This window comes from Mesorhizobium sp. WSM4806, assembly GCF_055811635.1.
In genome coordinates this window covers 1-13,925 of record NZ_JBVVQZ010000034.1, presented here as the reverse complement: position 1 = coordinate 13,925, position 13,925 = coordinate 1, and the positions used below count along the sequence as shown (strand labels likewise).

Sequence of the window (13,925 nt, the reverse complement as noted above, 5' to 3'; positions counted from 1 at the left end):
AAGCACATTGCTTACGCAAGTCAACTGAGTGTAAGCAAATGATTTACGGGATGGTCTGCTATCAGCCGCTATTGCGCGGCAACCGGCAGGATACGACCTGCGACCATCGGCTTACAAGGCCGGTGGTCTTTCCCGGAGCCGGCGAACCGGCTCCGGGCCGTATGGTGGCAGGCCTGAACAGTCACGCAGCCTGCAGCCCCGGTAGCGACAGATCGGCTTCCTCAGGCAAGTCGCCGGCCATCGCGGCAGCGAGCCTGGTCTGGTCGAGTTCCCCTTCCCAGCGCGCCACGACCACGGTCGCCACCGCATTGCCGATGAAGTTGGTCAGCGCCCGGCATTCCGACATGAAGCGGTCGACGCCGAGGATTAGCGCCATGCCGGCGACCGGCACTGCGGGCACGACCGAGAGCGTCGCGGCCAGCGTGATGAAGCCGGCGCCGGTGATGCCGGCGGCGCCCTTGGAGCTCAGCATGGCGACGGCGAGCAGCAGGATCTGGTCGCCGAGGGTGAGCGGCGTGTCGGTCGCCTGGGCGATGAACAGCGCGGCCAGCGTCATGTAGATGTTGGTGCCGTCGAGGTTGAAGGAATAGCCGGTTGGAACGACCAGCCCGACCACCGAGCGGTTGCAGCCGGCGCGCTCCATCTTGGCCATCAGGCCCGGCAGTGCCGCTTCCGAGGACGAGGTGCCGAGCACCAGCAGCAGCTCTTCCTTGACGTAGCGGATCAGCGCCAGGATCGAGAAGCCGTTGTAGCGGGCGACCGCGCCCAGCACCACCAGCACGAACAGCAGCGATGTCAGGTAGAATGTGCCGATCAGCATGGCGAGGTTGGCGATCGAGCCGATGCCGTATTTGCCGATGGTGAAGGCCATGGCGCCGAAAGCGCCGATCGGCGCGGCCTTCATCAGGATGGCGACGAGGCGGAAGATCGGCGTGGTCAATGCCTGCAGGAAATCGACGACCGGGCGGCCGCGATCGCCGACCGCGGCAAGAGCGAGCCCGAACAGCACCGAAAAGAACAGCACCTGCAGGATGTCGCCCTTTGCGAAAGCGCCGGTGATCGTGTCGGGGATGATGTTCATCAGGAAACCGACGATGCTGGTGTCGTGCGCTTTTTCGGTGTAGGTCGCCACCTTTGTGGCATCGAGCGTGGCCGGATCGATATGCATGCCGGCGCCCGGCTGGATGACGTTCGAGACGACGAGGCCGACGACAAGCGCCAGCGTCGAGAATGCCAGGAAGTAGATCATCGCCTTGCCGGCGACGCGGCCCACCTTCTGCAGGTCGGAAACGCCGGCGATGCCGGTCGCCACCGTCAGGAAGATCACCGGTGCGATCACCATCTTCACCAGCTTGATGAAGGCGTCGCCGAACGGCTTCATCGCTTCGCCGGTTTCGGGATAGAAGTGGCCGAGCAGCACGCCGGCGGCGATCGCCGCCAGCACCTGCACATAGAGATGCCGGTAGAACGGAAGTTTGCCGCGCGGCGCGGCGGCAGCGAATGCTGTCTGCATGACGTCCTCCATTGTGCTCCGATCGAAAGCTCGACCTCCCGGAGCGTTTGCATTTGACCCCCAGCAGCCTCGTGACCGCTGAAGTCGTGTTTGCAACTGCCGTGCCAGACTGCGCTTAAGAGGCTATCGATTTGATTTTGTTGAGTATCCTCGAACTAAAACTTTTGGCTTTGCCCTCACAAAGTGCGGATGTTCGCATGGCCGAATTGTGCTTTGTGCGAAATCATGCACAAATGGGCGATGCTGCAACGCCCCGCCGCTGCCTTGCCTTCGACGCCCGAGCAACTCGGCAGGCGAGCGCGCCGTGCCTGGCTGCTGTTTGCGGCCATCGCCCTTGCGACGGCAACGGCCGCACTTTACGGCGCCGGTCTCTATGGCCGTACCACGGAGCTCAGGGGACTGGCGGCGCAGGGCCGCACCGACGCCAATCTGAAGGTCGCGCTATTGCGCGCCGTTCTGGAAAGCCCGCGCGCCCTGCCCCTGCTTTTGTCGGAAGACCAGCAGGTGCGCGACGCGCTGGCGCAGAAAAGTGCTGCTGCAATCGATGTGCTGAATCGCAAGCTTGAAGGGCTGGTCTCCGGCACCAAGGCCTCAGTACTCTATGTCATCGGCACCGACGGGCTGGCGATCGCCTCCAGCAACTGGCGCGACCCGATCAGCTTTGTCGGCAACGACTACCGGTTCCGCGACTATTTCTCCGCGGCGATGCAATCCGGAACCGCCGAATATTTCGCGCTCGGCAATGTCAGCAAACGCCCAGGCCTCTACATCTCGCGCCGCGTCGGCGATGCTGCCGCAGCGCTGGGCGTCGTCGTCGTCAAGGCGGAGTTCGATCAGCTCGAGGCCGACTGGCACGAGGTGAACCGCCCGGCCTATGTCAGCGACGAGCGTGGTATCGTTCTGATCACCAGCGTGCGGTCCTGGCGCTTCATGACGACGGCGCCGCTTGCCGGGTCTGATCTTGCCGCCATCCAGAACAGCCAGCAGTTCGGTGATGCACCGCTGATGCCGTTGCCGATCACGCGCCCGCAGGCGCTCAGCCCGGACACATCCATCGTCCACGCGGTGACGCCCGGCGGCAGCGACGCGGAATATCTTCGGCTTTCAGCCCCGGTTGCTTCGACCCCCTGGCGGCTCGACTATCTCGTTCCGGCCGAGGCGCCGATCGCCGCCGCGGCCCGTGAAATGCGGCTCCTTACGCTTGGCGTCTTGGTCCCGTTGCTCGGCCTTGCTGCGTATCTGTTGTGGCGCCGGCAGTCGGGACAAATGCGGATCGCCGCCGAACAGGCGGCGCGCACCGAACTCGAGCGCCGCGTCGTCGAACGAACCGAGGATCTGAGCCGTGCCCGCGATCGGCTGCAGGCCGAGATATCAGACCATCGCAGCACGGAAGCCAAGCTGCAGGTGGTGCAGCAGGATCTGGTCCAGGCCAACCGCCTCGCCATCCTCGGCCAGGTCGCCGCCGGCGTCGCCCATGAGATCAACCAGCCGGTTGCCACCATACGCGCCTATGCCGACAACGCCCGCGTCTTCCTCGACAGGAAGCAGACCGCGCCCGCCGAGGAAAACCTCGGCGCCATCGCAGCATTGACCGAGCGCATCGGCACCATCACCGAAGAATTGAAAGCCTTTGCCCGCAAGGGCCGCACCGCCGCTGAGCCTGTCGCATTGCGCGGTGTCATCGAGGGCGCCGTCGTGCTGTTGAGAAGCCGCTTTGCCGGCCGGCTCGACGCACTGGCGATCGACCTGCCACCGCCGAGCCTCAAGGTCATGGGCAACCGGGTCCGGCTCGAACAGGTGCTGATCAACCTCTTCCAGAACGCGCTTGAAGCGCTGGACGGCCGCAACGACGCTCATGTTCGGGTTTCGGTCGAGGAGACCGCGGACGGCGTGACGGTCGGCGTGTCCGATAACGGACCTGGCATTCCGCCAGGGATTCTCAAATCGCTGTTCACGCCGTTCAATACATCCAAGGAAAAAGGCCTCGGTCTTGGCCTTGTCATCTCGAAGGATATCGTCGCCGACTACGGCGGACGCATCGAGGTTTCGAGCGACGGCAGCGGCACCCGCTTCGCCATCCATCTGTTGAAAGCAGCATAGTGGCCAAGGCAGCATGACGAACGACGACGCAGCGCCGGTCATCTTGGTCGATGACGACAGCGATCTCCTCAAGGCCACCGCGCAGACGCTGGAGCTTGCCGGCTTTTCGGTCTCGGCTTTTTCGGTGGCGGCCGAGGCGCTGGCCAGGCTCGACACCGGTTTTGCCGGCGTGGTGGTGTCGGATATCCGCATGCCTGAGATTGACGGCTTGCAGCTTTTCAACCGCATCCTGCGGCTGGACCCGGACATTCCGGTCATCCTCGTGACCGGGCATGGCGACATCGCGGTTGCCGTCAAGGCGATCAAGGACGGCGCCTACGACTTCATCACCAAACCCTTCGCCGCCGACCGGCTGGTGCAGAGCGTGCGCCGCGCCGCGGAAAAGCGCCGTCTGGTGATGGAGAACCGCGCCTTGCGCGAGGCGGCCGGAGAGGCGCAGGACGGCCTGCCGCTGATCGGCCAGACGCCGGCGATGGAAAGGCTGCGCCGCACGCTGCGCCAGATCGCCGACACCGATGTCGACGTGCTGGTGACAGGCGAAACCGGTTCCGGCAAGGAAGTGGTGGCCAGCCTTTTGCATCGCTGGAGTCGCCGCGCCAAGGGCAATTTCGTCGCGCTGAATTGCGGCACGCTGCCCGAGACGGTCATCGAGAGCGAATTGTTCGGCCACGAGGCCGGCGCCTTCACCGGGGCGCAGAAGAAGCGGATCGGCCGTATCGAGCATGCCAGCGGCGGCACGCTGTTCCTCGACGAGATCGAAAGCATGCCGGTCTCGACACAGGTGCAGATGCTGCGCGTGCTGGAAATGCGCGAGGTCACCCCGCTTGGCACCAACGAAATGCGGCCGGTCGACCTGCGCGTCGTTGCGGCCGCCAAGGTCGATCTCGGCGATCCGCGCCAGCGCGGCGCTTTCCGCGAGGATCTTTATTACCGGCTCAACGTGGTGACGATCTCCATTCCGCCGCTGCGCGAGCGCCGCGACGACGTCGCACTGCTGTTCTTCTACTTCGCCGAGCGCGCCGCCGCCCGCTTCCGGCGTCCGCTGCCGGCGGTGCCGGCCGCGGTGCACCGCCATCTCAGGGAGCATGACTGGCCTGGCAATGTACGCGAGCTCGCGCATTTCGCCGAACGCTTCGTGCTTGGACTGGAGGAAGACGCCGGAGTGGCATCCCCTGCCCCAGCCCAGCCGGATGCCGCCATGAAACTGCCGGAACGGCTGGAGCGCTACGAGGCCGACATCATCCGCGAGACGCTTAACCGCAACGAGGGCGACGTCAGGCGCACCATCGAAGCGCTGGGGATTCCGCGCAAGACCTTTTATGACAAGCTGCAGCGCCACGGCATCGTGCGCAGCGAGTTTTCGAGGTAGAGGGGCCAATGTCGGCGCTGCCCCTCATTGCCCTGCCAGGCATTTCTCCCCGTAGAACCGGGAGAAAGAAGCCTTCGCCGAGATTTCGCCAAAAACCAACGTTGCAGAAAGAGCGCCCGAGGTTGCAGCCAGCCCCTTCTCCCCGTTCTACGGGGAGAAGGTCCCGGCAGGGGGATGAGGGGCAGCGCCAACGTCTGCAAACGTCCCTCCCGCAGCAACTCTCCTGACGCGAACCGATTCCGGTTTTCGCCATCCTGCGCTACACTTGGTCCACTTCAACCGGACCACTCTCATGATTGTCCAGACCTGCATCAATGGCGCGCGCAGCGCCGATTTCCATCCGCAGCTGCCGCTTGATCCCGAAGCCATGGCGCGTGACGGCGCGTCCTGCGTGGCCGCCGGTGCGGCCGAGCTGCATGTCCATGCACGCGGGCTCGACGGCCGCGAAAGCCTTGCCCCGGCGACGATGGACCGGACCGTGTTGGCGCTGCGCCGCGCCTGCCCGGGAACGCTGATTGGCGTGTCGACCGGCGCGTGGATCGAGAACGACGACGAGCGCACACTTGACGCGATCGCCGGCTGGAGCGAATTGCCTGACTACGCCTCGGTCAATCTGAGCGAGAAGGCCGCGCCCGAGGTCATGCAAAGCCTGCGGCAGCGCGGCATCGGTATCGAGGCCGGGCTCGCCTCCGTCGCTGATGCCGAGCGCCTGGTCCGCCTCGACCATGGCAACCAGGTGCTGCGTATCCTGATCGAGATTTCCGAGCAGGCGCTGGACGCGGCGCTGGAAGCCTGCGACGGCATCGCCGCCGTGCTCGACCGCGCCGGACTGCGTCGCGCCATCCTGCTGCACGGTGCCGACGCCACGGTGTGGCCGTTCGTGCACCGGGCGGCGGAACGCAACTGGTCGACGCGCGTCGGGCTGGAAGACGGCAAGGCGCTTCCGGACGGCACTACGGCATCCGGCAATGCCGCACTGACGGCTGCTGCGGTTGCGATCTTCCGGGCCGGTCGTTGATTCATCCCGTAGGCTTCGGGCGCCTTGCCGATCTTCTCGGGATGCTGCGTCAGGCCACGTCCCGCAAAGTCGAACGCGGCGTAGCCGATTTCGCGGTTGCGCGATCCTGGTGAAGCGCGAACCCTGCGGCGCCCGGGTCGCCCAGTTCAGAGCGGAGCTGCATGCTCGGGATGTGGTAGTCGCCGCCATTCTGCTGCCGGTAAGGAATGGGCCGGGTTGTCTCGAGCGTCCGCATCCTTTCGCGCAGCCGCTCCGCGACAGGCTCGAAATCGGCCTCGCCAAAACGATCCACTCTGTAGACGACGAAAGGCGGAAGCACGTCGTAGCCCGGGTAGTAAAGGATCCCGTGATTGATCGGGAACAGCAGGTCGTCGATTGGGCCGTTGACGCCGCGGGCGGAATAATGCTCCTCCCAGCCGCCGGCGGTCACGATCAGCATCGCGCGCTTGCCGGCGAGCGTTCCCTCGCCAAAGCGGTCACCCCACCGCTTGTCGCTATGCTCGCCGACCCCATAGGCGAAGCCGTAGGCGTACACCCGATCGACCCAGCCCTTGAGGATCGCCGGCATGGCGTACCACCACAGCGGGAACTGGAGGATCAGCGTGTCGGCCCACAGCAGCTTGTCGATCTCTGCTCTAACATCTTCCGTTAACCTGTTGGTCGCAAAAGCTTTTTTGGATGCCACAGCTGGCAGGAAGCGTTGCTCGGGCGGCCACGACGGAAAGTCGGCACGGTCCACCTCAGCTTTCCAGTCATCGGCATAGAGGTCAGTCACCCGCACCTCATGGCCCTGGGCCTCGAGTTCCCTGATGGCGACGTCACGCAGTGCGCCGTTGAGCGAATGCAGTTCAGGATGAGCAAAAACAAGCAGGACTTTCATGGATCAACTCCGAAAAAGGACAGTGAACGCTGAAGGTAGCCAGCCCCGGGGTGATCCGCTATATCCAGGCAATGCATATGATTATGCCGAATAATGGATAGATCTGATGTGACCCTCGAGCGCATGCGCACCTTCGTTCGCGTCGCCGAGCGCGGCAGCCTGTCGGCGGTGGCGCGCGAGCTCGGGGTTGGACAGTCGACGGTCACACGGCATTTGCGCGAGCTCGAAGACGCCGTCGGCGTGCCCTTGCTCAGCAGGACCACCCGGCGTGTCACGATGACCGATGAAGGCAGCCGTTACTATGCCGACAGCGTCCAGATCCTGCGCCTCGTCGAGCAGGCCGGCGAGGAGGCACGGGGCACGCGCGGCGCGTCGGCCGGCACGATCCGGATATCCTGCACGGCGGCGCTCGGGGTCTTGCACGTTAGCCGGCTGATCTTCGCCTTTCAGGACCGCTACCCCGACATCGGGGTCGATCTCAGCCTCACCGACGACCGCATTGACCTTGTGCGGGAGGGCGTCGACATCGCGCTTCGCCTCGGTCCGCTCACCGACAGCTCGATGAAACTGCGGGCGCTCGGCCAGTCCCGGCGCTTGCTGGTGGCAGCGCCCGCCTATCTGGCGGCGCGGGGCAGACCGGCCGTTCCACAGGATCTGCCTGGCCATGAAGGCATCCGGATGTCGAACATCGCGGGAAGCGACACGCTCGCCCTGCAGGGGCCGGGCGGCGAACGCGATGCGGTACCCTTTGGCGGCCGACTTCGTGTCGACCATGGGCTGGCCGCGCGCGAAGCCCTCGTCGCCGGGCGCGGCATCGCACCTGCCCATCACTGGCTTGTCGATGATCTCCTCGCCGCCGGCCGGCTGGAAGTGATCCTGCCGGACTACGCCCCGCCTCCCATTCCGCTGAGCATGCTGATCGTCCCGGAACGCGCGGGGATTGCCAGGGTCCGGCTGCTGGTCGATTTTCTTGCCGAGCGGATTCGCGGCATTCCGGGGATCGAGAAGCCGCGTTAGTCGGCATGCCCTCGGCCCGAACGCTCTTGCGATTTAAAAAGATACACCCTAAGCTGTTTTCATATCAGAAAGAAAACTCGATAAATTCTTTCCATTTATGAAAGCCTGAGTGTTTGCGGGAACATCTCGATCAGACCGACCGGCGACTGGTCAAGCTGCTGTCGCAGGATGCGCAGCTTGGCGTCAATCGCCTCGCCGAGAAGATGGCCGTCTCCATGCCGACGGTGCGCATGCGGCTGCGCAACCTGCTTGACCGCAACCTGCTCAAGATCGTCGGGCTGCTCAACCTGACCGAGCGCCCAGAATTGATCTCGGCGATCGTCGGCATCAATGCGCAGGGGCGCGGCCGCGCCCGGGAACTGGCGCAGCGCATCGCCGAACTGCCTTTCGTGAACTCGGCCTCGGTGGTCACCGGACGTTTCGACATCATCGTCGACGTCACGGTGGCCGGCGATGTCGCCGATCTCTATCGCGTCACCAGCGAACTGATCCCCGGCGCCGGCGAGCCAGGCGAAGTCGTGCGCAGCGAGACGTTCGTCGTCATGGCCTCCTGCAACAAATGGGTCAGCCTGCCCGAAGGCTGCTGGTCGGACGAGACCAAGCGCGACGAAACTGGGCGCGACGATACTGGGCGAAAGGAAATACCATGAAGATCGCGGTTCTCGGCGGCCTCGGCCTGCAAGGCCGGGCGGCGATCGCCGATCTCGTCGCCAGCGCCGATGTCGAAGAGGTCGTCTGCGTCGATACTGCGCCGAATGGGGCAGCCCGGCTTGGCGGCCTGACCGACCTTGCCCGCGTGCGTTTCGTCGTGCCCGAAGGCGCGATCGCCCCTGTGTTGGCGAGCGTGCTGGCGGGTGTCGACGCCGCCATCGATCTGTTGCCGCAGCCGCTGATGCGCGAGGCGGTGCAGGCCGCGATCACGACGCGCACGCCGCTGGTCACCACCAATTACGGCAAGACGATCGCCGACCTCGACCCGGCGGCGGAAGCGGCCGGCGTTTCGATCATGACCGAATGCGGGCTCGACCCCGGCATCGACCTTGTGCTCTACGCGCGCGCCGCAAGGCAATTCGACGCCATCACCGCGATCGATTCCTATTGCGGCGGTATCCCCGAGCCGAAGGCAATGGCGAAGCCGCTATGCTACAAGGTGAGCTGGAATTTTGACATGGTTCTGATGAGCCAGAACCGCGACAGCGTGCTGGTCGAGAACGGCCAACGGGTCGAGGTGCCGGCTGGCTGCCAGCACGATAATCCGTTCATCCATCAGATCGAGATCGCCGGGCTCGGCAGGCTGGAAGCCTTCCCCAATGGCGATGCGCCGCATTATGCCGGCATGCTTGCTGCCGCCAAGGGGCTGCAGCGCTCCGGCCGCTATTCGTTGCGCTGGCCGGGTTGGTCGGCGTTCTGGGCGCCGCTGAAGGAGCTTGGCTTCCTCTCCGAAGACAAGGTGCCCGGCGTTGGCGCCAGCCCACGTGAATTTCTCGGCCGGCTGCTCGGCCCGCAACTGCAATACGGCGCCGACGAAAAGGACCTTTGCGTGATGCGCAATGTCTTTACCGGCACCCAACATGGCCGCCGCAAGACGGTGATGTCGGACCTGGTCATCGAACGCGACCTCGCCTCCGGCCTGTTCGGCATGAGCCTCGGCGTCGGCTATCCCGCCAGCATCGTGGCGCAGATGCTGGCGCGGGGCGAAATTACCGAGCCCGGCCTGCTCAACCCGCTGTTGCATGTGCCCGACGGCCGCTTTCTCGATGAACTGGCCAGACGCGATATACGCGTATCCGAAACGATCGACTGGGACTGAAGGATTTTCGAACGGTGGCCGCCGCCGGCAACGGCGCTGCCGCTCAAAAAGCACCCCCAAAGGGGTGGAACAACAAAGTGAAAATAACAAACGACAACAAGGAGGAATGCCCAATGATTATTGCCAAGCTTTTCATCGCAGGCCTTGCGCTCGCCGGCCTCACTGCCGCGGCCAGTGCCGGAACGCTCGACGAGATCACCAAGCGCGGCGAATTGCGCGTTGCCGTGCAGACGCAGGGACCGCCCTTCTCGCTGGTCGGCGCTGCAGGCGAGCGCACCGGCAGTTCGGTCGAGCTTGCCGAACTGATGGCCAAGGAAATGGGCGTCAAGATCACCTTTTTGGATTTCGATTGGGACGGCCTGATCCCGGCGCTGCTGTCGGGCAAGGCCGATCTTCTGGTCGCCGACATGACGCCGACGCTGGCGCGGGCGATGAAGGTCGCCTTCACCAAGCCTTACATGTACACCGGCAGCACCGTCTTCACCAAGGCCGACGGCAAGTTCAAATCCACCGAGGATTGCAAGGCCAAGGGCACCAAGATCGCCGTGCTGCTCGGCGCCACCGGCGAGAAGGAGGCCAAGAACGCGTTCCCCGACGCCGACATCAAGAGCTACAAGGGCGGCGGCCCACTGCTGCTCGACGCCGTCAACAACGGCCAGGCCGATTGCGGCGTCAACGACGTCTCGGCGGTCAAGGGCCAGTCGACCGCCTATCCTGCCGGCAGCTTTACCATCATGCCGGAGATGCTATCGAAGGAGCCGCTGGCCTTCGCCACGCGCTATGACGAGCAGGACCTGCTGACCTGGATGAACCTGTTCCTCGATCAGGTCAGCCTCGACGGACGCCTGCAGAAGAACCTCGACTACTGGGTTAATTCCGACGACTGGAAGAAGGATCACTGAGTAGAGTGAATAGACAGTAGTGAATAGTGAATAGTAAATCGCTACTCACTACTCACTACTCACTACTCGCTATTCGCTAATCCCTATTAGCTATTCACTACTCACTATTCACTATTCACCGCCCCGCCCATGCTCGAAAATTTCAGCTTCCGCACCATCGTCGAATATCTGCCCCTGTTCGGGCAGGGCCTCGTCACGACCGTGTGGCTGTCTGTCCTCGCCTTTGCCGGCGCGCTCGCCGTCGGCATCGTGCTCGCCGCCATGAACCTGCAGCGCGGCCGGCTGTTCCGCATGCCGGCCAAGGCCTATATCGACGCGGTGCGCGCCACGCCCTTGCTGGCGCAGCTGTATTTCCTCTATTTCGGCCTGCCGCGGCTCGGCATCATCCTGCCTGAGCTCGTCGTCGGCATCCTCGCTCTGTCGCTGAACAGCGGCGCCTATGTCGCCGAGATCATCCGCGCCGGCATCCTGTCGATCCCGCGCGGCCAGGTCGAGGCCGGCGTCGCTTCGGGGATGACCTATGTCCAGCGCATGCGACTGGTCATCCTGCCGCAGGCGTTCAAGGTGACGATCCCGCCGCTGCTCGGCCAGGCGATTGTGCTGGTCAAGGATTCCGCCCTGCTGTCGCTGATCGCGGTCGCCGAACTGACGCGCGCCGGGCAATTGCTCGCCTCCGACCGCTTCATGCCGGCGGAAGGTTTCATCACCATCGCCGCCTTCTACCTGCTGCTCTATTACGGGCTGAAGGGACTGGCGGCGCTGTCCGGGCGCTGGCTCGGCCTCGCGGGGGCACGGACATGATCTGGCAGCAGCTGCAAAGCATAGCCGGCAGCTATCCCCTCGCCCTGCGCGGCCTCGGCATGACCGTGATGCTGTCGCTGGTCAGCCTGGTGCTGGGCACGCTGATCGGCTTTGGCCTCGGCATCCTGCGGACCGGCGGCAACCGGCTGATCAGCGGCGTGATCGGCGCCTGGGTCGATCTGATCCGCGGCACGCCGTTCCTGGTGCAGATCTTCCTGATCTTCTTCATCCTGCCGGAACTCGGCATCGAGCTCGACGCCTTCACTGCCGGCATCATCGCGCTGACCAATCTGGCCGCCTGCTTCATCTGCGAGATCGTCGTCGCCGGCATCCGCTCGGTGCCGACCGGCCAGGTCGAGGCGGCGCTGGCGTCCGGTCTGTCGCGCTGGCAGCGCATGCGCCAGGTGGTGCTGCCGCAGGCGATGCGCATCGTGCTGCCGCCGCTGGTCGGGCAATATGTGCTGTTGATCAAGGATTCCTCTGTCGTTTCGGCTATCGGGCTCACCGACCTCACCCGCGTCGGCTGGCTGCTTGTGCAACGCGTGCCGAACGGCCTGCTGGTCTTCTTCCTCGTCGGCCTCGGCTATTTCATCGTCTGTTATCCGCTGATCCTGCTGGCGCGCCGGCTTGAGCAGCGCATGGGTGCGGCCCATGGCGAGGTGCAGTTGTGACGTTGAACCTCAGCAAAAATGGTACCGGTATGATCGAGTTTCGCGGCGTCAACAAATGGTTCGGCGCGCTCAATGTGCTCAAGGACGTCACGCTCAGCGTCGAGCCGCGCGAAGTGGTCGTCGTCTGCGGGCCGAGCGGTTCGGGCAAGAGCACGCTGATCCGCTGCATCAACGGGCTGGAGACGATCCGCGACGGCGACCTGGTGGTCGACGGCCAGCGCCTCGGCGACCCCGCCACCAACATGACGCGGCTGCGCACCGAGATCGGCTTCGTCTTCCAGTCCTTCAACCTCTACCCGCACAAGACAGCGCTCGAGAACGTGACGCTGGCGCCGATCCATGTCCGCAAGATCCCGCGCGCCGAGGCCGAGAAGGCCGGGCGCGAGCTGCTTGCCAAGGTCGGCCTTGCCGACAAGGTCAATGCCTATCCCGCACAACTCTCCGGCGGCCAGCAGCAGCGCGTCGCGATCGCCCGCTGCCTCGGTATGCGCCCCAAGATCATGCTATTCGACGAGCCGACCTCGGCGCTCGACCCTGAGATGATCTCGGAAGTGCTCGATGTCATGGTCGCAGTCGCCGAGGAGGGCATGACCATGATGGTGGTGACCCACGAAATGGGCTTTGCCCGCAAGGTCGCCCAGCGCGTGGTGTTCATGGATGCCGGCGCCATCGTCGAGAGCGGCACGCCGGATGAATTCTTCTCGCACCCCAAGACCGACCGCAGCCGCGCCTTCCTGAGCAAGATTCTGCGGCATTAGAGTCAAAACTCAACCAGCTGGCTGTCGCCAATGGCCGAGACGGGTGGAATGCTGCCATTCGTCTCGTCGATGGGAACGAGCAATTAGCGCCATTTCGCGACATTCGTGGCCCGTCTCAAAAGCTGCCGTTCGCGAAACGGCTCGAGTCGACCCTTTAAGACCTTCCCGCGTAAGAGTTGACTGGAAGTTCCGACCCCCCATTGCGGCTGTTCGGCCGGTCGCATTACGATGCCGGACTGATGGTGCAACGGGTGCCGTTCATCGTTGCCGAACTCGGCGCCGACGCTGATCCATTCATGCTGCACCTCTACGCCGCGTTGGCAGAAGAAGAACGGCGGCTGATCTCGGAACGGACCAAGGCCGCCCTCGCCTCTCGCAAGACCACTGGCATAAGACTCGGTAGTCCGACCAACACCGCCGAAGCTGCGGCGAAGGGTCGGAAGATGTCGATCGAAGAAGCCAACCGGTTTGCCCAGACCGTGCTCCCGATCATCGCCTCCATCCAGCGGTCCGGCATCACCGGCCTGCGTGGCCTGCAATCGCCCTGAACAATCGAGGCGTTCGAACCGCGCGCAACGGCCAATGGCAAGTCTCGAATTTGCGCAACATTTTGGCGCGGCAATCTGCTGCCCAGCTTTAATAGGCGGGAGTAACTAGCAGTTGCCGTACTTTCGACAATCTCTATTGGGGATTAGCCAAGCTCACTGCCGCGTGCCGACGGAAATCGGCATCACAAATGTGAACACCGTCTGGTCAACATCAGAGATCACGGACAGTGTGCCGCGATGTGCCTGAGCGATCTGCGAAGCAATGTAGAGTCCCAGCCCGAGACCTTGAGGGCTAGATCGGGGCCCCTCGCTAGAACGGCTGGAACAGGCGCTGCTTTGTCTCGTGCGGAATGGGCTCTCCGGCATTAGACACGGATATCCGGAGTTCGCCGTCTCGGGTGGTGGCTTCGACCTTAATGGGCATGCCCGCGGCACGAAGTTACAGGTTCGAATCCTGTCGCGTGCAGCATTGCCGCAGTTCGCTTGCCGACAACTATTCCTGCTGGAATTGACAGGGCCAATCTTCAGGCCTCGTCAA

Annotated in this window: 13 protein-coding genes; 11 read left to right on the top strand and 2 right to left on the bottom strand. The window is 64.1% G+C overall.

Annotation, left to right across the window (positions count from 1 at the left end):
* Positions 1 to 181: 181 nt before the first annotated feature.
* Entirely contained in the window at positions 182 to 1,513 is a 1,332-nt protein-coding gene (locus tag AC0L2M_RS33050; RefSeq protein WP_473537041.1) for a dicarboxylate/amino acid:cation symporter, read from the bottom strand.
* Positions 1,514 to 1,738: 225 nt separating this feature from the next.
* On the opposite strand from AC0L2M_RS33050, the gene AC0L2M_RS33045 reads away from it, so the two are divergent.
* The 3 genes from AC0L2M_RS33045 to AC0L2M_RS33035 all read left to right on the top strand — a co-directional run bounded on the left by AC0L2M_RS33045 (position 1,739) and on the right by AC0L2M_RS33035 (position 6,000).
* A complete protein-coding gene (locus AC0L2M_RS33045; RefSeq protein WP_287280188.1) occupies positions 1,739 to 3,613 on the top strand; it encodes a sensor histidine kinase in 1,875 nt (624 codons plus the stop codon).
* A gap of 13 nt (positions 3,614 to 3,626) precedes the next feature.
* On the top strand, positions 3,627 to 4,982 hold the full coding sequence (locus AC0L2M_RS33040) for a sigma-54-dependent transcriptional regulator (RefSeq protein ID WP_091599375.1): 1,356 nt from the start codon (positions 3,627 to 3,629) through the stop codon (positions 4,980 to 4,982).
* A 292-nt stretch (positions 4,983 to 5,274) separates the two neighbouring features.
* Positions 5,275 to 6,000 carry a 3-keto-5-aminohexanoate cleavage protein gene (locus AC0L2M_RS33035; RefSeq protein ID WP_287260553.1) on the top strand — a complete coding sequence of 242 codons (726 nt, stop codon included), beginning with the start codon at positions 5,275 to 5,277 and terminating at the stop codon, positions 5,998 to 6,000.
* A gap of 49 nt (positions 6,001 to 6,049) precedes the next feature.
* Here the strand turns inward: AC0L2M_RS33035 and AC0L2M_RS33030 are convergent, their stop codons facing one another.
* Positions 6,050 to 6,880 (bottom strand): NAD(P)H-dependent oxidoreductase, encoded by an 831-nt coding sequence (locus AC0L2M_RS33030; protein WP_473537040.1) that lies wholly within the window; start codon positions 6,878 to 6,880, stop codon positions 6,050 to 6,052.
* A gap of 93 nt (positions 6,881 to 6,973) precedes the next feature.
* Here AC0L2M_RS33030 and AC0L2M_RS33025 point away from each other — a divergent pair, with 93 nt between their 5' ends.
* The 8 genes from AC0L2M_RS33025 (at position 6,974) to AC0L2M_RS32990 (ending at position 13,387) form a co-directional block, all read left to right on the top strand.
* Complete coding sequence (locus tag AC0L2M_RS33025) at positions 6,974 to 7,897, top strand: LysR family transcriptional regulator (protein WP_473537039.1); 924 nt, start codon at positions 6,974 to 6,976, stop codon at positions 7,895 to 7,897.
* A 113-nt stretch (positions 7,898 to 8,010) separates the two neighbouring features.
* Complete coding sequence (locus tag AC0L2M_RS33020) at positions 8,011 to 8,547, top strand: Lrp/AsnC family transcriptional regulator (protein WP_473537038.1); 537 nt, start codon at positions 8,011 to 8,013, stop codon at positions 8,545 to 8,547.
* A complete protein-coding gene (locus AC0L2M_RS33015; protein ID WP_473537037.1) occupies positions 8,544 to 9,707 on the top strand; it encodes a saccharopine dehydrogenase family protein in 1,164 nt (387 codons plus the stop codon). The genes AC0L2M_RS33020 and AC0L2M_RS33015 overlap by 4 nt, the downstream gene beginning before the upstream one ends.
* A 113-nt stretch (positions 9,708 to 9,820) precedes the next feature.
* Positions 9,821 to 10,609, top strand: a complete 789-nt coding sequence (locus tag AC0L2M_RS33010) for an ABC transporter substrate-binding protein (RefSeq protein WP_473537035.1) — start codon at positions 9,821 to 9,823, stop codon at positions 10,607 to 10,609.
* A gap of 129 nt (positions 10,610 to 10,738) precedes the next feature.
* A complete protein-coding gene (locus AC0L2M_RS33005; protein ID WP_236391119.1) occupies positions 10,739 to 11,410 on the top strand; it encodes an amino acid ABC transporter permease in 672 nt (223 codons plus the stop codon).
* Entirely contained in the window at positions 11,407 to 12,081 is a 675-nt protein-coding gene (locus AC0L2M_RS33000; RefSeq protein WP_473537034.1) for an amino acid ABC transporter permease, read from the top strand. Before AC0L2M_RS33005 ends, AC0L2M_RS33000 begins: the two co-directional genes overlap by 4 nt.
* Before the next feature lie 29 nt (positions 12,082 to 12,110).
* Positions 12,111 to 12,839: an amino acid ABC transporter ATP-binding protein gene (locus tag AC0L2M_RS32995; protein WP_128247033.1), complete on the top strand. Its 729-nt coding sequence runs from the start codon at positions 12,111 to 12,113 to the stop codon at positions 12,837 to 12,839.
* Between the two features lie 200 nt (positions 12,840 to 13,039).
* Entirely contained in the window at positions 13,040 to 13,387 is a 348-nt protein-coding gene (locus AC0L2M_RS32990) for a recombinase family protein (RefSeq protein WP_473537033.1), read from the top strand.
* Positions 13,388 to 13,925: the final 538 nt, after the last annotated feature.

Excerpts from the sequence above, each read along its gene's own strand:
- AC0L2M_RS33050 (WP_473537041.1), bottom strand. The coding sequence starts at position 1,513 with ATGCAGACAGCATTCGCTGCCGCCGCGCCGCGCGGCAAACTTCCGTTC.
- AC0L2M_RS33045 (WP_287280188.1), top strand. The coding sequence starts at position 1,739 with ATGCACAAATGGGCGATGCTGCAACGCCCCGCCGCTGCCTTGCCTTCG.
- AC0L2M_RS33040 (WP_091599375.1), top strand. The coding sequence starts at position 3,627 with ATGACGAACGACGACGCAGCGCCGGTCATCTTGGTCGATGACGACAGC.
- AC0L2M_RS33035 (WP_287260553.1), top strand. The coding sequence starts at position 5,275 with ATGATTGTCCAGACCTGCATCAATGGCGCGCGCAGCGCCGATTTCCAT.
- AC0L2M_RS33030 (WP_473537040.1), bottom strand. The coding sequence starts at position 6,880 with ATGAAAGTCCTGCTTGTTTTTGCTCATCCTGAACTGCATTCGCTCAAC.
- AC0L2M_RS33025 (WP_473537039.1), top strand. The coding sequence starts at position 6,974 with ATGGATAGATCTGATGTGACCCTCGAGCGCATGCGCACCTTCGTTCGC.
- AC0L2M_RS33015 (WP_473537037.1), top strand. The coding sequence starts at position 8,544 with ATGAAGATCGCGGTTCTCGGCGGCCTCGGCCTGCAAGGCCGGGCGGCG.
- AC0L2M_RS33010 (WP_473537035.1), top strand. The coding sequence starts at position 9,821 with ATGATTATTGCCAAGCTTTTCATCGCAGGCCTTGCGCTCGCCGGCCTC.
- AC0L2M_RS33005 (WP_236391119.1), top strand. The coding sequence starts at position 10,739 with ATGCTCGAAAATTTCAGCTTCCGCACCATCGTCGAATATCTGCCCCTG.
- AC0L2M_RS33000 (WP_473537034.1), top strand. The coding sequence starts at position 11,407 with ATGATCTGGCAGCAGCTGCAAAGCATAGCCGGCAGCTATCCCCTCGCC.
- AC0L2M_RS32995 (WP_128247033.1), top strand. The coding sequence starts at position 12,111 with ATGATCGAGTTTCGCGGCGTCAACAAATGGTTCGGCGCGCTCAATGTG.